This is a genomic window from Escherichia sp. WS1152 (assembly GCF_046487665.1).
In the GTDB taxonomy this organism is placed as follows: Bacteria; Pseudomonadota; Gammaproteobacteria; order Enterobacterales; family Enterobacteriaceae; genus Escherichia; species Escherichia coli.
This window is the reverse complement of the sequence record NZ_JBJQJA010000034.1, coordinates 1-18650: the sequence shown is the minus strand read 5'-3', so window position 1 is coordinate 18650 and position 18650 is coordinate 1. Positions and strand designations below refer to the sequence as shown.

Genomic DNA, 18650 nt, shown 5'->3' with positions numbered 1-18650 from the left:
GGCAAATCCCTCCATCAGATAGTGGTTGTCGAACGTAAGCTACTCACACAGGAAGAATGGGAGAAGACATTCAATCTGGATAATCTGATTGCTCCGAAGTTCGAACAATAATTGTTCAGAATCTGTAAGAAGGGAGATCCGGCAGGGGATGGCGCGAATGAAAACGTATCAGTCCTCTGCCCGGATGTTTGTAAAAATACATTCCATAAGGCCTTTGTTGAGAGGAGCTCAGGGGTAAAGGTGTCTCACTAATTCGGGAGAGAATCATGGATATTATCACTGTTCTTCAGATAGTGGTTCTGCTGGGGGCAATCTTTTTGGGTGTCCGTATGGGCGGGATTGGTATTGGTTATGCCGGTGGCATTGGGGTATTGATTCTGGGGCTTTGTCTGGATATGAAGCCTGGTAATATCCCCTGGGATGTGATTCTAATTATTGCATCGGTAATTTCTGCTATTTCGGCCATGCAACTGGCGGGAGGACTGGACTATCTCGTTCAGGTCGCTGAACGAATTCTTCGTAAAAATCCAAAATATATTAATTACCTGGCTCCGGTTGTCACTTATGTGCTGACAATCTTTGCCGGTACGGGACATACTGCATTTTCAATGATCCCTGTAATTGTCGAAGTTTCCAAAGAACAAAACATTAAGCCCTCATGTCCGCTCTCAATTGCGGTTGTATCATCTCAAATTGCAATTACAGCATCACCTGTATCGGCTGCCGTTATCTATATGTCTGGCGTACTGGAAGGCTTTGGGTGGAGTTATCCAGTATTGCTTGGGATATGGTTGTTTACCACATTCGTTGGTTGCATGCTTACCGCATTTATAATCAGTCTGATTTCTGACATGAAATTAGACAATGATCCGGTTTACCGGGAGCGTCTTTCCAAAGGACTCGTAAGCGCGCCAGTAAAGAGTGTTAACAAACAGCTCAAGCCTTATGCCAGACGATCTGTCTCAATTTTCCTTATTGGCGTCATCCTGGTGGTCCTTTACGCTTCGGCCATTAGCCCGACGCTGGGTCTGATTGATAACGTTGTTGTTAGTCGTGATGCGGCTATTATGAGTCTCATGCTACTGGTTGGCGGATTCATTACCCTTTTCTGTAAAGCAGATATAAACAAGATTGCGGACTCCTCTGTGTTCAAGTCAGGCATGGTTGCCTGTATCTGTGTACTGGGTGTGGCATGGTTGGGGGACACTTTTGTATCTGGTCATTCAGGAGAAATTAAGGAGCTTGCCAGAACTACTGTATCCCAGTATCCAGCTCTTCTGGCTGTGGTATTTTTCCTGGCTGCGATGCTTCTGTATTCACAGGCTGCAACTGCCAAAGCTATCACTCCGGCTATTGTGACTGCATTGGGTATTACTGCAGCGAATCCGGATGACAGTTACATGCTGGTAGCTTCTTTTGCTGCTGTGTCTGCTTTATTTGTGTTACCAACTTACCCAACCCTTCTGGGGGCGGTGCAAATGGATGACACAGGAACGACCCGTATTGGTAAGTATGTGTTCAACCATGCTTTCTTTATTCCGGGTGTACTGGCTATTGCTTTCTCAGTGCTTCTGGGATTTCTTGTGGTGAGTATGTTCTGATTCTTGACCGAACGTAATTTCAATCTCCTGGCTACCCGTCAATACGTATCCACATTGATTGGTAGCCCATTCAATCTTTAAGTATTGAGGTGCGCATTGTTACTTCGTTATAAATATTTTAGTGCAACATTTATTATACGATTCTAATCAAAAAACATGATGGACGCTCATTGCTATTCTGAATGGGAGGTAATTAAACATTCTATTTACATTGATGTTTTCTACATCGATAAGAATATTTTTGATGAATGATGTTATCACGGAATGCGGTGTTTTTTTATCGATAGTTAATGTTGTTCGCCCACCTGTCAAGGAGGGATATTATATCCTGAAATATAACAGTTTATCATCTTATTCTGGATGAGTTAATGACAAGTTAAAGAGAATGAATTTATTAAAACATATCATTATTAAGCAAATTTATAAGGCATTAACTGTTCTATAGAAAAATACATGGTAAATATATTTCACAGTCCAGGAGGTAGATATGAATTTCTATAAAAGAACGGCACTTGCCGCACTGGTTATGGGTTTTAGTGGTGCAGCACTGGCATTACCCAATATCACCATTTTAGCAACCGGCGGGACCATTGCCGGTGGTGGTGACTCCGCAACCAAATCTAACTACACAGCGGGTAAAGTTGGCGTAGAAAATCTGGTTAATGCGGTGCCGCAACTGAAGGACATTGCGAACGTTAAAGGCGAGCAGGTAGTGAATATCGGCTCCCAGGACATGAACGATAATGTCTGGCTGACACTGGCGAAAAAAATTAACACCGACTGCGATAAAACCGACGGCTTCGTCATTACTCACGGTACCGACACGATGGAAGAAACCGCTTACTTCCTCGACCTGACGGTGAAATGCGACAAACCGGTGGTGATGGTCGGCGCAATGCGCCCGTCCACGTCCATGAGCGCAGACGGTCCATTCAACCTGTATAACGCGGTAGTGACCGCAGCTGATAAAGCCTCCGCTAATCGTGGCGTGCTGGTGGTGATGAACGACACCGTACTGGACGGTCGCGATGTCACCAAAACCAACACCACCGACGTAGCGACCTTCAAGTCTGTTAACTATGGTCCTCTGGGTTACATTCACAACGGTAAGATTGACTACCAACGTACCCCGGCACGTAAGCACACCAGCGACACGCCGTTCGATGTCTCTAAGCTGAATGAACTGCCGAAAGTCGGCATTGTTTATAACTACGCTAACGCATCCGATCTTCCGGCTAAAGCACTGGTAGATGCGGACTATGATGGCATCGTTAGCGCTGGTGTGGGTAACGGCAACCTGTATAAAACCGTATTTGACACCCTTGCAACCGCCGCGAAAAACGGCACTGCAGTAGTGCGTTCTTCCCGTGTACCGACGGGCGCTACCACTCAGGATGCTGAAGTGGATGATGCGAAATACGGCTTCGTCGCCTCTGGCACGCTGAACCCGCAAAAAGCGCGCGTCCTGCTGCAGCTGGCTCTGACGCAAACCAAAGATCCGCAGCAGATCCAGCAGATCTTCAATCAGTACTAATCACCTCGCCCCGGTACCGTGCCGGGGCTTTTATAGTATTGGTTTTAGTCAGTTTCAGGGATAATGTGACAGACATGAATAATGGGGACCATTTCAATACGTTGTGGTTTTCTTGTACCCATAAAATGTGGTTAATTCCGGATTTATCGGGAGGGACTAGTTAATGATATCCTGATGCTTATCGTGAAGATGAGTAACATTCATAAAATGTGCTGTGTCAAAAACTGTGCAGTATTACTTGGCAGACAGACGAACGAATTCACAGTTGAATCCAGAGAAATAATATCTTTTGTTCACTGGTACACCAGTGTTGTTCCAGGACAAATTCATTCACGATAAAATGGAGGAAAAAACGGGCAGGATTGGTAACGAAGCATCCGGGAGAATATACTCTTTCTGAACAATGGGGGAGTGCCATGCATCAGTGTAAATGTCAAAAAATCTGAAATCTTCCATATTTACCACACATAACTATTCCCTGACCATACGTTTATCCTCTTAATATCCGGAACACCTCTCCAGAAATTATCGCACGATGAGTTTATTGTGATTAAGTAGATGTCATAATTATGGTAGATAAATGATTAAAAGGCTTACGGTTTTTCACTATATTTTTTAATATATGGGTAATATTGATGTCTTATCCAGTAACGATAAGCAGGGCGACCAGTGACACCACAGGAAACATCAAATGCCAATATATGGCAACTTACCAGCCAGATGATATATTTTCTGCATGAGATTCTGGATATCTTAATACCACTGGCCAGTTCATTGAGTGTGAATTTTTTATGTTGATGTTCATCAATCCACCTACAAATAATTCGCAATGTATCTGTTGACAGTCCTTTGGGTAAATGTCTTATTTTTTCTGTGTTCGGGATGATCTTGTGAGTTAATAAATCCAGTTCTGATTGCTTGAATATCTTCTGACTCTCAAGAAGAGTCTTTTTATGTTTCCATCGTGTAAGCGAATCAACCAGACGTGAGATATGAAATGGTTTTATCAGATAATCTGAAACACCATAATGTAATGAATTTTTAATTGTCGCAGAGTCATCAGCAGCGGAAATCACAATAACATCACTTTTGCAATGAATGTTATGAAGAAAAGGGAGTAAATCAAGCCCATTTTCGTTATTGATATAAATATCAAGAAAAATCAAGTCAGCCAGTTTCTTATTTTGAGATATGATTTCTTTAGCCTGATTAAGTGATAATGCTATGCCACAGCATTTAAATGCCGGGGTTTGCTCTACAATGCGACGAATCACATCAGCTACTAATATATCGTCATCAATAATTAATACATTGTTCATATTTTCAACCTGGCTTTCCAATATAATGCCTGAATTTATATAAATATTATATGTTATGAGTTAAAAATAAACCCTGTTGTTACTTATGAAATTTAATTAACTTTCCCTAGGTTAGGGAAGGTGCGAACAAGTTCCTGATATGAGATCATCATATTCATCCGGAGCGCATCCCAGAGGGACATCATGAGCCATCAACTCACCTTCGCCGATAGTGAATTCAGCACTAAGCGCCGTCAGACCCGAAAAGAGATTTTCCTCTCCCGCATGGAGCAGATTCTGCCATGGCAGAATATGACCGCTGTCATCGAGCCGTTTTATCCCAAGGCGGGCAATGGCCGACGGCCCTATCCGCTGGAGACCATGCTGCGTATTCACTGCATGCAGCATTGGTACAACCTGAGCGACGGTGCCATGGAAGATGCCCTGTACGAAATCGCCTCCATGCGCCTGTTTGCCCGATTATCCCTGGATAGCGCCCTGCCGGACCGCACCACCATCATGAATTTCCGCCACCTGCTGGAGCAGCATCAACTGGCCCGCCAATTGTTCAAGACCATCAATCGCTGGCTGGCCGAAGCAGGCGTCATGATGACTCAAGGCACCTTGGTCGATGCCACCATCATTGAGGCACCCAGCTCGACCAAGAACAAAGAGCAGCAACGCGATCCGGAGATGCATCAGACCAAGAAAGGCAATCAGTGGCACTTTGGCATGAAGGCCCACATTGGTGTCGATGCCAAGAGTGGCCTGACCCACAGCCTAGTCACCACCGCGGCCAACGAGCATGACCTCAATCAGCTGGGTAATCTGCTTCATGGAGAGGAGCAATTTGTCTCAGCCGATGCCGGCTACCAAGGAGCGCCACAGCGCGAGGAGCTGGCCGAGGTGGATGTGGACTGGCTGATCGCCGAGCGTCCCGGCAGGGTAAAAACCTTGAAGCAGCATCCGCGCAAGAACAAAACGGCCATCAACATCGAATACATGAAAGCCAGCATCCGTGCCAAGGTGGAGCACCCGTTTCGCATCATCAAGCGGCAGTTCGGCTTCGTGAAAGCCAGATACAAGGGGCTGCTGAAAAACGATAACCAACTGGCGATGTTATTCACCCTGGCCAACCTGTTTCGGGTGGACCAAATGATACGTCAGTGGGAGAGATCTCAGTAAAAACCGGAAATAACGCCAGAAATGGTGGAAAAAATAGCCTAAATAGGCTGATTCGATGTGTTTGCGGGAAAAAAATCGGCCCAGATCCGCGAAATTTTAATCAGCGAGTCAGCTTGGGAAGAAATGACCTGCTTATTCGCACCTTCCCTAAATGTTGAAGAATTATCCCGCCTGCTGAAGAACGTTGCTCTGAGTGTGATAAACCTTTTTATTCTTGATGATGTCAGCGAGAAGATGGAATATATCCCCGACTGGGTCGTGGTTACCCGGTTAAACATCTGGTGGCGCTAATAAATCTGGCAAGTCACATTCTGTTGAATGCTGTGACAGTGCCTTACCGAGAGAGCGAAATTGTGGTGTTCTAGTGCATAGTCGCCACCATTCCGGATAATTCTATTACGTTGTTTTACAAGTTCTTTTACAGCGCAGATCTGTCGCTGACGTTGAATCAATAGCCTGGATTTCAGAACACAATGCCCGTTTGCTGGTTGTTCCGGCAGTAGCATTAATTCATTATCTGAATGAAATGTGTCAATCCACAGAAACCGCTGTCAATGACGCATTTTGTCGGACGTTAACACAAGAAAGTCTGGCTATTCCGTAATGCCATCTTATTTCGTAATGGATTGAGAATGCTGGATTTTTAATTATATTACGCGCAGTATTAATCGCGTAAATGTTTTGCGGTCAGCAACGGTGGGGGATCCATTGTTCTGTTCAATGAATACCATCATACATTTGAATCAGGAGTCGGTATGATGATTTTGGTGACGGGGGGCGCACGGAGCGGGAAGAGTCGCCACGCAGAGGCGCTTATTGGGGACTCTTCACAGGTTCTGTATATCGCTACCTCGCAAATCCTTGATGATGAGATGGCTGCACGGATAGAACATCATCGGCAAGGCCGCCCGGCGCACTGGCGCACGGTGGAGCGTTGGCAACATCTTGATGAATTAATTCATGCAGACATTAACCCGCATGAGGCTGTGTTGCTGGAATGCGTTACCACCATGGTGACTAATCTGTTGTTTGATTATGGCGGCGATAAAGACCCTGATGAATGGGATTATCAGGCGATGGAACAGGCGATTAATGCTGAGATTCAGTCGTTGATTGCTGCCTGCCAACGTTGTCCCGCAAAGGTTGTATTAGTGACTAACGAAGTGGGAATGGGGATTGTGCCGGAGAGTCGTCTGGCACGACATTTTCGTGATATTGCCGGGCGGGTAAATCAGCAGCTGGCCGCTGCGGCAAATGAAGTATGGTTGGTGGTTTCGGGTATTGGAGTAAAAATCAAATGAGTAAATTATTTTGGGCGATGCTCTCTTTTATTACGCGTCTGCCTGTACCGCGTCGCTGGTCCCAGGGACTGGATTTCGAGCATTATTCTCGCGGTATTATTACTTTTCCTTTAATTGGATTATTGCTTGGCGCGATTAGCGGGCTGGTCTTCATGGTGCTGCAGGCATGGTGTGGCGTACCACTGGCGGCACTGTTTAGCGTGCTTGTGCTGGCGCTGATGACCGGGGGATTCCACCTGGACGGCCTCGCCGATACCTGTGATGGCGTATTTTCTGCACGTAGCCGCGATCGCATGTTGGAAATCATGCGTGATAGCCGTTTAGGTACCCACGGCGGTCTGGCATTGATTTTTGTTGTACTGGCAAAGATTTTGGTGTTAAGCGAGTTGGCTCTGCGTGGCGAACCGATCCTTGCATCGCTGGCGGCAGCATGTGCGATCAGCCGCGGGACTGCCGCATTATTGATGTATCGTCATCGTTATGCCCGGGAAGAAGGGCTTGGCAATGTGTTCATTGGCAAAATTGATGGGCGACAAACCTGCGTCACACTCGGCTTAGCCGCTATTTTTGCTGCCGTATTATTGCCGGGTATGCATGGTGTGGCTGCTATGGTGGTGACGATGGTGGCGATTTTCATCCTCGGTCAGCTTCTCAAACGTACGCTGGGCGGGCAAACCGGCGATACGCTGGGAGCAGCCATAGAGCTTGGTGAACTGGTCTTCCTGCTGGCACTGCTATAAAGAGACGTGACATGCAAACACTTGCCATTTTACTGAATACGATCCCTGCCATCGATCCTGCCGCTATGTCGCGTGCACAACGGCATATTGACGGGTTACTCAAACCTGTTGGTAGCCTGGGAAGGCTGGAGGCGCTTGGCGTACAACTGGCGGGAATGCCGGGGTTGAATGGCATACCGCATGTGGGCAAAAAAGCGGTACTGGTTATGTGTGCCGATCACGGCGTCTGGGAGGAAGGGGTCGCTATTTCCCCAAAAGAAGTGACAGCCATTCAGGCTGAAAATATGACCCGCGGAACAACCGGCGTGTGTGTGCTGGCAGCACAAGCGGGCGCTAACGTCCACGTAATTGATGTTGGTATTGATACTGCTGAGCCTATCCCCGGGCTTATCAACATGCGTGTCGCACGAGGTAGCGGCAATATTGCTTCAGCTCCGGCAATGAGTCGCCGTCAGGCTGAAAAGTTACTTTTGGACGTCATATGTTATACGCGGGAGCTGGCAAAAAACGGTGTCACGCTGTTTGGTGTAGGTGAACTGGGGATGGCAAACACGACACCGGCAGCAGCAATAGTCAGCACAATCACTGGCCGGGATCCTGAAGAAGTGGTTGGGATTGGCGCAAACCTGCCGACAGATAAACTGGCTAATAAAATTGATGTTGTGCGCCGGGCGATTACGTTGAATCAGCCAAATCCGCAGGATGGCGTTAATGTTCTGGCAAAAGTGGGTGGATTTGATTTGGTCGGAATGGCTGGCGTGATGTTAGGCGCTGCTTCCTGCGGTTTACCCGTGTTGCTGGATGGATTTCTTTCTTATGCTGCTGCGCTCGCAGCCTGCCAGATGTCTCCTGCAATCAAACCGTATCTCATTCCTTCTCACCTGTCGGCAGAAAAAGGGGCGCGTATAGCGCTGTCGCATTTGGGGCTGGAGCCTTTTCTCAATATGGATATGCGTTTAGGTGAGGGGAGTGGCGCAGCTCTGGCGATGCCCATCATCGAAGCTGCTTGTGCGATATACAACAACATGGGCGAACTTGCTGCCAGTAAAATTGTTCTACCGGGGAATACGACTTCTGATTTGAACAGTTAAAAACGAAAAGTCTGATAAAAGCTATACTTAACCGATAGCTTTCGCGACTTAGGAAAGGGACATGATGCGTCGTGTAAATATTCTTTGCTCATTTGCTCTGCTTTTTGCCAGCCATACTAGCCTGGCGGTAACTTATCCATTACCTCCAGAGGGTAGCCGTTTAGTGGGGCAGTCGCTTACTGTAACTGTTCCTGATCACAATACCCAGCCGCTGGAGACTTTTGCCGCACAATACGGGCAAGGGTTAAGTAACATGCTGGAAGCGAATCCGGGCGCTGATGTTTTCTTACCGAAGTCAGGTTCGCAACTCACCATTCCGCAGCAACTGATTTTGCCCGCCACTGTTCGTAAAGGGATTGTGGTTAACGTCGCTGAGATGCGTCTTTATTACTACCCACCAGACAGTAATACTGTGGAAGTCTTTCCTATTGGTATCGGCCAGGCTGGGCGAGAAACCCCGCGTAACTGGGTGACTACCGTTGAACGTAAACAAGAAGCACCAACCTGGACGCCAACGCCGAACACCCGGCGCGAATATGCGAAACGAGGGGAGAGTTTGCCCGCATTTGTTCCTGCGGGGCCCGATAATCCCATGGGGCTGTACGCGATTTATATTGGCAGGCTATATGCCATCCACGGTACCAATGCCAATTTTGGTATTGGGCTCCGGGTAAGTCAGGGCTGTATTCGTCTGCGCAATGACGATATCAAATATCTGTTTGATAATGTTCCTGTAGGTACTCGTGTGCAAATTATTGATCAGCCAGTGAAATACACAACGGAACCGGATGGTTCAAAGTGGCTGGAAGTTCATGAGCCGCTGTCGCGCAATCGTGCTGAATATGAGTCTGACCGAAAAGTGCCATTGCCGGTAACCCCATCTTTGCGGGCGTTTATCAACGGGCAAGAAGTTGATGTGAATCGCGCAAATGCTGCGTTGCAACGTCGATCGGGAATGCCTGTGCAAATTAGTTCTGGTTCAAGACAGATGTTTTAAGAGCGTTGGTAATTAGAAAGCAAAAAGCCTGCTAGAAAGCAGGCTTTTTTGAATTTGGCTCCTCTGACTGGACTCGAACCAGTGACATACGGATTAACAGTCCGCCGTTCTACCGACTGAACTACAGAGGAATCGTGTGAACGGGGCGCATATTAATGGCAGTGCATGGTGATGTCAAAGGGTGAAATGCATTTTTTTGTTTGTTTGCTGTCAATTTCAACAAAGTGATGAGATTTCAATCTTATTGGTAATGAACCATCGTGGTGCATACCCTCCTTTTATAGGGCAGGGGAACGCGACTGCTGGTGAAAAGAGCCAATGACGAATCTATCATAATCTCTTATTTGACAGTTGGTTAGCTTGTACATCAACGCCAAAATAAAACTGGCAAGCATCTTGCAATCTGGTTGTAAGTAATGGCGGCACTTGGGCCGATTCTCAAAAACCGGAGGCAACATGAACTTCAGACGCCTGAAATACTTCGTAAAAATTGTAGATATTGGTAGCCTGACTCAGGCTGCTGAAGTATTGCATATCGCACAACCAGCGCTCAGCCAGCAGGTTGCCACACTCGAAGGTGAGTTAAATCAACAACTTTTGATTCGCACAAAACGGGGCGTTACGCCAACAGACGCCGGAAAAATTCTCTATACCCATGCGCGGGCCATTTTACGTCAGTGTGAGCAGGCCCAACTGGCGGTGCATAACGTTGGTCAGGCATTATCGGGGCAAGTCTCGATTGGCTTTGCGCCAGGAACCGCTGCGTCATCCATCACCATGCCCTTATTACAGGCGGTTCGCGCTGAATTCCCGGAGGTCGTTATCTATCTTCATGAAAATAGTGGTGCAGTGCTTAACGAAAAACTGATAAATCACCAACTCGATATGGCGGTGATTTATGAGCATTCCCCTGTGGCTGGTGTATCCAGTCAGGCTTTACTGAAAGAAGATCTTTTCCTGGTAGGGACTCAAGATTGTCCGGGGCAAAGCGTTGATGTTAATGCTATTGCGCAAATGAACCTCTTTCTTCCCAGTGATTACAGTGCTGTTAGACTTCGTGTTGATGAGGCTTTTTCCCTACGGCGACTCACGGCAAAAGTCATTGGTGAAATTGAGTCTATTGCCACGCTTACCGCAGCGATTGCCAGCGGCATGGGCGTTGCAGTATTACCCGAATCGGCCGCGCGTTCGTTATGTGGCGCAGTAAACGGGTGGATGTCACGCATTACCACACCTTCCATGAGTCTCTCTTTGTCATTAAATTTACCCGCCAGAGCGAACTTATCACCACAGGCACAGGCAGTGAAAGAGTTGTTAATGTCAGTGATGAGTTCTCCAGTGATGGAAAAAAGGCAGTGGCAATTGGTGAGCTAAGTGTTATATCGGGATGGAATAAGATGCGGGTTTTTATTATTTGTTATGCCGGGCATTAGACTTTAACAATAACGGAAAATCTGAACTGCCCGGAGTTTACCGTGAATTTCCAACAACTAAAGATAATCCGCGAGGCTGCACGTCAGGATTACAACCTGACAGAGGTTGCGAATATGCTTTTTACCTCACAGTCCGGCGTCAGCCGTCATATTCGGGAACTGGAGGATGAACTTGGCATCGAAATATTTGTTCGACGAGGTAAGCGACTGCTGGGCATGACTGAACCGGGCAAAGCATTACTGGTCATTGCAGAACGTATTCTGAATGAAGCCAGTAATGTTCGTCGGCTTGCAGACCTGTTTACCAACGATACGTCTGGCGTTCTCACTATTGCAACAACGCATACTCAGGCACGTTATAGCTTGCCTGAGGTCATTAAAGCTTTTCGCGAACTTTTCCCGGAGGTTCGGCTGGAGCTAATCCAGGGTACGCCACAGGAAATTGCGACGTTGTTGCAAAATGGCGAAGCTGATATTGGTATCGCCAGCGAGCGTTTGAGTAATGACCCGCAGCTCGTCGCCTTCCCGTGGTTTCGTTGGCACCATAGTTTGCTTGTTCCACACGATCATCCCTTGACGCAAATTACACCATTGACGCTGGAATCAATAGCGAAGTGGCCGTTAATCACTTACCGACAGGGGATTACGGGGCGCTCACGTATTGATGACGCATTTGCCCGCAAAGGTTTGCTGGCAGATATTGTATTAAGTGCGCAGGATTCTGATGTCATTAAAACCTATGTTGCTCTTGGGCTTGGGATCGGATTAGTTGCCGAACAATCCAGCGGTGAACAAGAGGAAAAGAATTTAATCCGCCTGGATACGCGGCATCTTTTCGATGCTAATACTGTCTGGTTGGGACTCAAGCGAGGACAACTTCAGCGTAACTATGTCTGGCGCTTTCTGGAACTTTGTAATGCAGGACTGTCAGTTGAGGATATCAAGCGCCAGGTGATGGAAAACAGTGAAGAGGAAATTGATTATCAGATATAGCAAAAAGCCCGCTATAAAAGCGGGCTTTTCAGAAATTTGGCTCCTCTGACTGGACTCGAACCAGTGACATACGGATTAACAGTCCGCCGTTCTACCGACTGAACTACAGAGGAATCGCTGTTGAGGCACATCTTAACGGCGAAAAATCTTTTGTCAAACCCGATTTTTAAATTCCCCAACTGTTTGCCGTTTCTATCAACAGTTTGTTGCATTTGCAGACAATTTGTTGGCGAAAATCTTTGCAGCTTTGCTGATTCTCCCTCATTATTTGAAATGTGGTTTCACTTTCTGCAATTAAGGTCGGCTTTGAATATCTCCTCTGCTTTACGCCAGGTTGTTCACGGCACTCGCTGGCACGCTAAACGCAAGAGCTACAAAGTGTTGTTCTGGCGCGAGATAACCCCGCTTGCTGTTCCTATCTTCATGGAGAATGCCTGTGTCCTGTTGATGGGGGTTCTGAGCACTTTTCTGGTCAGCTGGCTGGGAAAAGATGCGATGGCCGGCGTGGGATTGGCGGACAGCTTCAATATGGTCATTATGGCTTTTTTTGCTGCTATCGATCTTGGTACTACTGTCGTTGTGGCATTTAGTCTCGGTAAGCGGGATCGACGACGAGCGAGGGTGGCGACGCGGCAGTCATTGGTGATCATGACGTTGTTTGCCGTACTGTTGGCAACGCTTATTCATCATTTTGGCGAGCAAATTATTGATTTCGTCGCGGGTGATGCCACGACAGACGTTAAAGCACTGGCGTTGACTTATCTGGAGCTGACGGTACTCAGTTATCCAGCAGCTGCCATCACTTTGATTGGTAGCGGGGCACTTCGTGGTGCAGGGAATACGAAAATACCGCTACTGATTAACGGTAGCCTGAATATTCTTAATATTATTATTAGCGGCATATTGATTTACGGCCTTTTCTCCTGGCCGGGACTGGGATTTGTCGGGGCTGGGTTGGGTTTAACCATTTCTCGTTATATTGGCGCAGTTGCAATTTTGTGGGTGCTGGCGATTGGTTTTAATCCTGCGCTAAGGATTTCGTTAAAGAGCTATTTTAAACCGCTGAATTTTAGCATTATCTGGGAAGTCATGGGGATTGGTATTCCAGCGAGTGTCGAATCAGTGTTATTTACCAGTGGTCGGTTATTAACCCAAATGTTCGTTGCCGGGATGGGGACCAGCGTTATTGCCGGAAATTTTATCGCGTTCTCAATTGCGGCTCTTATCAACTTACCCGGAAGTGCGCTCGGTTCTGCTTCTACGATCATTACAGGCCGAAGGTTGGGGGTAGGGCAGATAGCGCAAGCAGAGATTCAGTTGCGGCATGTGTTCTGGCTGTCCACTCTTGGATTAACGGCCATCGCCTGGCTAACGGCTCCCTTTGCCGGGGTTATGGCATCGTTTTACACCCAGGATCCACAGGTTAAACACGTCGTTGTGATTCTGATTTGGCTAAATGCTTTATTTATGCCTATTTGGTCCGCCTCATGGGTGCTACCCGCTGGATTTAAAGGTGCTCGTGATGCCCGTTACGCCATGTGGGTTTCGATGTTGAGCATGTGGGGTTGTCGGGTTGTAGTCGGTTATGTGCTGGGAATCATGCTTGGCTGGGGTGTGGTTGGCGTCTGGATGGGAATGTTTGCCGACTGGGCTGTGCGGGCCGTGCTGTTTTACTGGCGAATGGTTACTGGACGTTGGCTATGGAAATACCCTCGATCCGAGCCGCAAAAGTGTGAAAAAAAGCCAGTTGTGTCGGAATAAACGACAAAATGCAGATTATTTCAGCAAACGATTTCAAATTTAAAAAACAGGCTTTGACATTGTGGGTGGGCATCGCTAATATTCGCCTCGTTCTCACGATTCCTCTGTAGTTCAGTCGGTAGAACGGCGGACTGTTAATCCGTATGTCACTGGTTCGAGTCCAGTCAGAGGAGCCAAATTTTAGTTTTGAGACATCTCTATGAGTCTCAGGACAGTTAAAAAATAAAAATTATTTTTACCCGGTCACTTTGTAAAAAAGTGGCCGGGTTTTTGATTTCTGTGTTTCGTGCGCTTAATCGAGTCTCACGCTTCAGTGAGCAAATTGTCCCTCCCCAACAGACATCACGATTCGCAAGGTCAAAAACTCTGTTCCATGAAGTACCGTACAAAGATAAAGAGAAAAATGCCTTATGCGGGATGTCGCTATCGCGTCTTTATCGGGAAACTATACGTAATTGCCACTTTGCCTTCTGTAATCAGAAAAAGAAGAACTGGAATTTTAATAAATATTATTTCTCTGGGAACGGGGGGGGTATAATCAATATGACGAGTTGAATATTATATTTTTTATAAGAATTATATGAGATTAAAGAAATCTGCCGTAAAGACAGATTTCTTTAAAAGATAATTAGAGATTTGCGACGTTATGATAAACTTTTTGTACATCGTCGTCATCTTCAAGGGCATCAACAAGCCCTTCAAAGATTTCTAAATCTTCTGGGGAAAGCTCAACTTCAGATTGAGCAATCATTTCTAATTCTGTTGTTGAGAACTCAGTGATTCCAGCTGCTTTTAGCGCCGCGATTCCTTTATGAAGGTCAGTAGGTTCAGTATAAATAACAATATTACCTTCTTCTTCAGTTACATCACGAACATCAACTTCAGCTTCAAGCAAAATTTCAAAAATATGGTCAGGGTCTGTTCCTTTAAATACAATCACACCCGTATTGTCAAACATATAGCTGACAGAACCTGCCGCTCCGATATTGCCGCCTTTTTTATTGAAAATTGTGCGAACGTTAGCAATCGTACGGTTAACATTTGAAGTCAATGTCTCAGCAATAATCATTGAGCCATTAGGACCAAAGCCTTCATAACGTCCCTGTACGAACGTTTCATCTCCACCGCCTTTGGCTTTATCAATTGCTTTATCAATAACGTGCTTTGGAACTTGTGCCTGCTTTGCACGTTCAATAACGAATTTTAAAGATGTGTTTAATTCTGGATCGGGTTCACCTTGTTTGGCAGCAGCATAGATTTCTACACCGAATTTTGCATAAATTTTAGACGTTGCACCGTCTTTAGCCGTTTTTTTAGCAACAATATTGGCCCATTTACGTCCCACTGGAATGATCTCCTCGAAAATTTATTTACATTACTGGTAAATCGTTAACATGTGTTAATTCAGCATATTATATCATAACAGGAAAAATCTCGTCTATTAGAAATAAAAATATTCTAAAGCCATAATCTTATATTTAATTTTATAAAAACTAATGTTGTTGGCGGGATTTTTTATAATTGTGTTTTGAAAGCATACTTGCTTTTAATATGTGGAAATCATTAAGACGATAATAAAACTCGCATCTGCCCAAGGAAGCAAACAGCCCGCGTTTATTGCAGGCTATTTGCCAGATGTCTTACTTAATCCTTCACATCTATTTCTGATAAGAAGGTTCATAACTTATTATCGGAACGGCGGCTCATTAAAGGTTCGTAATTTACGTGAATGCAGTCGGTCGCCTTCTGCGCGCAGCAAATCGATCGCCCGAATGCCAATTTGCAGGTGTTCGGAAATAGCGCCTTCATAAAAACGGTTAGCCTGGCCGGGAAGCTTAATCTCACCATGTAACGGTTTATCTGAAACACACAGTAGTGTCCCGTATGGCACGCGGAAACGATATCCTTGCGCGGCAATGGTTGCACTTTCCATATCAATTGCTACGGCCCGGCTTAAGTTAAAACGAAGTGCAGAAGCTGAGTAACGTAACTCCCAGTTCCTGTCATCTGTGGTTACCACAGTACCTGTACGCAGCCGCTGTTTGACTTCCTCACCAGGCCTGCCGCTGACTAACTTGGTAGCGTCATAAAGCGCACGTTGCACTTCAGCAATGCTCGGAATAGGAATATCGGGCGGCAGAACCGCATCAAGAACGTGGTCATCGCGTAAATAAGCGTGTGCAAGGACATAATCTCCAATGGCCTGGCTTTCACGTAATCCGCCACAGTGACCAATCATCAACCAGACATCCGGGCGTAGCACTGCCAGATGATCGCAGATGGTTTTAGCATTGGACGGTCCCACGCCAATATTCACCAGAGTAATACCCTGACCATCAGCGGTAATTAAATGCCATGCTGGCATCTGGTATTTTTTCCATGCAAGGTCGGAAATGGCTTCTTCTGGCGCTTCGGTTTCGGCAGTGATCCAGTTCCCGCCAGCACAAGAAAGGGCAATGTAGGGACTATCAGGATCGAGGATCTGGCTGCATCCCCAACGAACGAATTCATCCACATAACGTGTGTAGTTGGTAAACAAGACGAACGGTTGAAAATGTTCTACTGGCGTACCGGTATAATGGCGCAACCGTGCGAGGGAAAAATCAACCCGGCGAGCATCAAAATGCGATAACGGGGAGAATTCCGTTGGATGATAAATGCCGTCTGCAGTTTCATCGCCGATTTGCGCCAGTTCTGTTGTCGGGAAGTAGCGAGTTAAACCAGCGCTCATTGAGCGATCAAGTGTCAATTCAGAGCCATCAATGACATAAGGATAAGGGATTTCATGCTGCGAGGGTTGCACAGAGATATGCGCACCATAATCCTGATACAGCAACGTAAGTTGTTCATTGAGATACGAACGAAAGAGAGTAGGGCGAGTAATCGTGGTGGTGTAGCTGCCTGCGTGAGTAAAACGACCAAATGCGCGCGTTTTGGGGGGATTAGTTGTGCTACCGTCCCAGGTTACGGTCAGTGATGGATAGACAAAAAGACCTTTTTTGCGGGCGTTTTCATCAGGTAATTCGCCACTTGTAATATATTTGCCAATGGCGTTGCGTAAAGCAACTACAGATTGCTCATACAGCGCGTCGAGTTTATCCAGTGCCTGAGCTGGGGTCAGACCGGAGCCCTTATTATTCATGTGTGTCTCCTGTTCCATACAATTACCGCACATCCGATAGTATGTCACAGGAATGTGAAACAAAAGTATAAGGCGAAGATCGGATGATCTTCGCCAGGCTATCACGAGCGTTGATTGTCTTTCATCAATAAAGCGGTCATTGCAGAAATCAGGCATCCAGCCAGCAAATAAATGGCGACGCTATGCCAGTTCCCGGCAAAGTAAGTGATGAGTGCAGCGGCAATAAAAGGTGTAAATCCACCGCCAACCACACTGGCAACCTGATAACCGACTCCAGCACCACTGTAGCGATAACTGGCACCAAACATTTCGGTAAACATCGGTTGTTGCACACACACCACCATGTCATGCGCAATGTTTGCCAGCATTATGGAGAAGAAAACTATCCAGAAAATAGATTGTGCTTCAAGCGCCATAAAGAAAGGAAATGCGCTCAACGTTCCGATCAACGCGCCTGTGATATAAACCCTGCGCCGACCAAAACGATCGGCAAGCCAGGCAAAACAGGGAATTGTCAGGCAGCTTAATCCACCTACCAGCAAACCAATATTAAGGAAAAGTTCGCGCGGTAACCCCATATTCTGGGTTGAATAATTAAGTGCAAAGGCAGTAACAATGTACATCGTCAGCAACTCGCACAGTCGTAGTGCAATAATCTTCAGGAAAGCACCGGGATGTCGTAACAGAGCTTCGATAACCGGGATGCGTTTTTTCGCGGCCGCTTGATTATGTTGCTGTTGTTCAAATTCCGCGGACTCCTCCATGCCATTGCGCACCCACAATGCTCCCAGTACCAGTACGATGCTAAACAGGAAAGGAATGCGCCAGCCCCAGCTTAAAAACTGTTCGTCAGTCGTCATCATACTGATCAATGAAACCAGTCCGGTTGAAAGCAGTAAACCTACTCCGTAGCCAACTTGTACACCGCTACTGTAAAAGGCTTTTTTATTTTTCGGCGCACTTTCAACGGAAAGCAACGCTGCGCCTCCCCATTCGCCGCCGACGGCAAATCCCTGAATGGCACGCAGTGTCACCAGCAAAATAGGTGCCCACCACCCAATGGTCGAGAATGAAGGAAGAATACCAATCAAGGCTGTCGCGATGCCCATCATCCAGACGGTCAGCATTAGCATGCGCTTACGTCCCAGCCGGTCACCAAAGTGACCGAAAATGACACCGCCGAGCGGTCGGAAAAGGAAGCCGACACCAAAGGTGGCAAATGCGGCGAGCGTTCCCATCGCCGGGCTTACCTGCGGGAAAAACTCGCGATTAAACACCAGTACGGCGGTAATGCCATAGAGTAAAAAATCATACCAGTCGACGACGGCACCAGCGAAACTGCCTAACGCAGCTCGTCGGGCGCGACTTAACGAAAGCGTCCCTTCATCGGGACGAGTGGAGATGAGCGTGGAGTCCATAATGATCCTGTTTGTACTGTCTTTTTATAATTAGTATGGAAAAGGGGTAATGACTCCAACTTATTGATAGTGTTTTATGTTCAGATAATGCCCGATGACTTTGTCATGCAGCTCCACCGATTTTGAGAACGACAGCGACTTCCGTCCCAGCCGTGC

At 46.7% G+C, this 18650-nt stretch carries 16 protein-coding genes, 3 tRNA genes and 2 pseudogenes; 14 read left to right on the top strand and 7 right to left on the bottom strand.

Annotated features, from left to right (window positions below; translation table 11 throughout):
• The first annotated feature begins 266 nt into the window (after positions 1-266).
• Together ACJHW7_RS24405 and ansB are read left to right on the top strand one after the other, a co-directional pair.
• Positions 267-1601 carry an anaerobic C4-dicarboxylate transporter gene (locus ACJHW7_RS24405; protein ID WP_410233583.1) on the top strand — a complete coding sequence of 445 codons (1335 nt, stop codon included), beginning with the start codon at positions 267-269 and terminating at the stop codon, positions 1599-1601.
• A gap of 487 nt (positions 1602-2088) precedes the next feature.
• Positions 2089-3135: an L-asparaginase 2 gene (gene ansB, locus ACJHW7_RS24400; protein ID WP_072644966.1), complete on the top strand. Its 1047-nt coding sequence runs from the start codon at positions 2089-2091 to the stop codon at positions 3133-3135.
• Between the two features lie 593 nt (positions 3136-3728).
• Here ansB and dcuR read toward each other — a convergent pair.
• A complete protein-coding gene (gene dcuR / locus ACJHW7_RS24395) occupies positions 3729-4454 on the bottom strand; it encodes a two-component system response regulator DcuR (RefSeq protein ID WP_072644965.1) in 726 nt (241 codons plus the stop codon).
• Positions 4455-4637: 183 nt separating this feature from the next.
• Here dcuR and ACJHW7_RS24390 point away from each other — a divergent pair, with 183 nt between their 5' ends.
• From ACJHW7_RS24390 to ldtA, 8 genes and pseudogenes are all read left to right on the top strand, one after another.
• Positions 4638-5618, top strand: coding sequence for an IS5-like element ISKpn26 family transposase (locus ACJHW7_RS24390; RefSeq protein ID WP_000019449.1), 981 nt, complete (start codon positions 4638-4640; stop codon positions 5616-5618).
• A gap of 84 nt (positions 5619-5702) precedes the next feature.
• Complete coding sequence (locus tag ACJHW7_RS24385) at positions 5703-5909, top strand: hypothetical protein (RefSeq protein ID WP_274051664.1); 207 nt, start codon at positions 5703-5705, stop codon at positions 5907-5909.
• Positions 5882-6070: pseudogene (locus tag ACJHW7_RS24380) on the top strand (IS4 family transposase); the annotation flags it as partial. The gene ACJHW7_RS24385 and the pseudogene ACJHW7_RS24380, both read left to right, overlap by 28 nt.
• A gap of 8 nt (positions 6071-6078) precedes the next feature.
• Positions 6079-6222, top strand: a pseudogene (locus tag ACJHW7_RS24375) (cobalamin biosynthesis protein); the annotation flags it as partial.
• Positions 6223-6373: 151 nt separating this feature from the next.
• A complete protein-coding gene (gene cobU / locus ACJHW7_RS24370; protein ID WP_000973159.1) occupies positions 6374-6919 on the top strand; it encodes a bifunctional adenosylcobinamide kinase/adenosylcobinamide-phosphate guanylyltransferase in 546 nt (181 codons plus the stop codon).
• On the top strand, positions 6916-7659 hold the full coding sequence (gene cobS, locus ACJHW7_RS24365) for an adenosylcobinamide-GDP ribazoletransferase (protein ID WP_001355648.1): 744 nt from the start codon (positions 6916-6918) through the stop codon (positions 7657-7659). The genes cobU and cobS overlap by 4 nt, the downstream gene beginning before the upstream one ends.
• 11 nt (positions 7660-7670) lie before the next feature.
• Positions 7671-8750: a nicotinate-nucleotide--dimethylbenzimidazole phosphoribosyltransferase gene (cobT, locus tag ACJHW7_RS24360; RefSeq protein WP_228253788.1), complete on the top strand. Its 1080-nt coding sequence runs from the start codon at positions 7671-7673 to the stop codon at positions 8748-8750.
• Positions 8751-8811: 61 nt separating this feature from the next.
• Positions 8812-9747 (top strand): L,D-transpeptidase, encoded by a 936-nt coding sequence (gene ldtA / locus ACJHW7_RS24355; RefSeq protein ID WP_000986329.1) that lies wholly within the window; start codon positions 8812-8814, stop codon positions 9745-9747.
• A gap of 55 nt (positions 9748-9802) precedes the next feature.
• Here the strand turns inward: ldtA and ACJHW7_RS24350 are convergent.
• Positions 9803-9878: transfer RNA gene (locus ACJHW7_RS24350), tRNA-Asn, on the bottom strand.
• 325 nt (positions 9879-10203) lie between these two features.
• Between ACJHW7_RS24350 and nac the strand changes: the two genes are divergently transcribed.
• Positions 10204-11121: a nitrogen assimilation transcriptional regulator NAC gene (gene nac / locus ACJHW7_RS24345; protein WP_001011475.1), complete on the top strand. Its 918-nt coding sequence runs from the start codon at positions 10204-10206 to the stop codon at positions 11119-11121.
• Positions 11122-11222: 101 nt separating this feature from the next.
• Positions 11223-12173 carry an HTH-type transcriptional regulator Cbl gene (gene cbl / locus ACJHW7_RS24340; RefSeq protein ID WP_001011013.1) on the top strand — a complete coding sequence of 317 codons (951 nt, stop codon included), beginning with the start codon at positions 11223-11225 and terminating at the stop codon, positions 12171-12173.
• A gap of 37 nt (positions 12174-12210) precedes the next feature.
• On the opposite strand, the gene ACJHW7_RS24335 is transcribed toward cbl, so the two are convergent.
• A tRNA-Asn gene (locus ACJHW7_RS24335) sits at positions 12211-12286 on the bottom strand.
• 160 nt (positions 12287-12446) lie between these two features.
• Here ACJHW7_RS24335 and yeeO point away from each other — a divergent pair.
• Both yeeO and ACJHW7_RS24325 read left to right on the top strand, forming a co-directional pair.
• The gene (yeeO, locus tag ACJHW7_RS24330; protein ID WP_001327950.1) at positions 12447-13934 is read left to right on the top strand and encodes a toxic metabolite efflux MATE transporter YeeO; all 1488 of its coding nucleotides are present in this window, start codon (positions 12447-12449) and stop codon (positions 13932-13934) included.
• A gap of 100 nt (positions 13935-14034) precedes the next feature.
• A tRNA-Asn gene (locus ACJHW7_RS24325) sits at positions 14035-14110 on the top strand.
• A 452-nt stretch (positions 14111-14562) separates the two neighbouring features.
• Here ACJHW7_RS24325 and ACJHW7_RS24320 read toward each other — a convergent pair.
• The 4 genes from ACJHW7_RS24320 to ACJHW7_RS24305 form a co-directional block, all read right to left on the bottom strand.
• Positions 14563-15279, bottom strand: coding sequence for a YebC/PmpR family DNA-binding transcriptional regulator (locus ACJHW7_RS24320; RefSeq protein WP_000532923.1), 717 nt, complete (start codon positions 15277-15279; stop codon positions 14563-14565).
• A gap of 342 nt (positions 15280-15621) precedes the next feature.
• Positions 15622-17076 (bottom strand): AMP nucleosidase, encoded by a 1455-nt coding sequence (gene amn, locus ACJHW7_RS24315; protein ID WP_001060221.1) that lies wholly within the window; start codon positions 17074-17076, stop codon positions 15622-15624.
• A 101-nt stretch (positions 17077-17177) separates the two neighbouring features.
• Positions 17178-18494, bottom strand: coding sequence for a shikimate transporter (gene shiA / locus ACJHW7_RS24310; protein WP_073313632.1), 1317 nt, complete (start codon positions 18492-18494; stop codon positions 17178-17180).
• A 60-nt stretch (positions 18495-18554) separates the two neighbouring features.
• Positions 18555-18650 (bottom strand): IS1 family transposase (locus ACJHW7_RS24305; protein ID WP_000851394.1); only part of this gene is annotated, 96 nt, incomplete at its 5' end.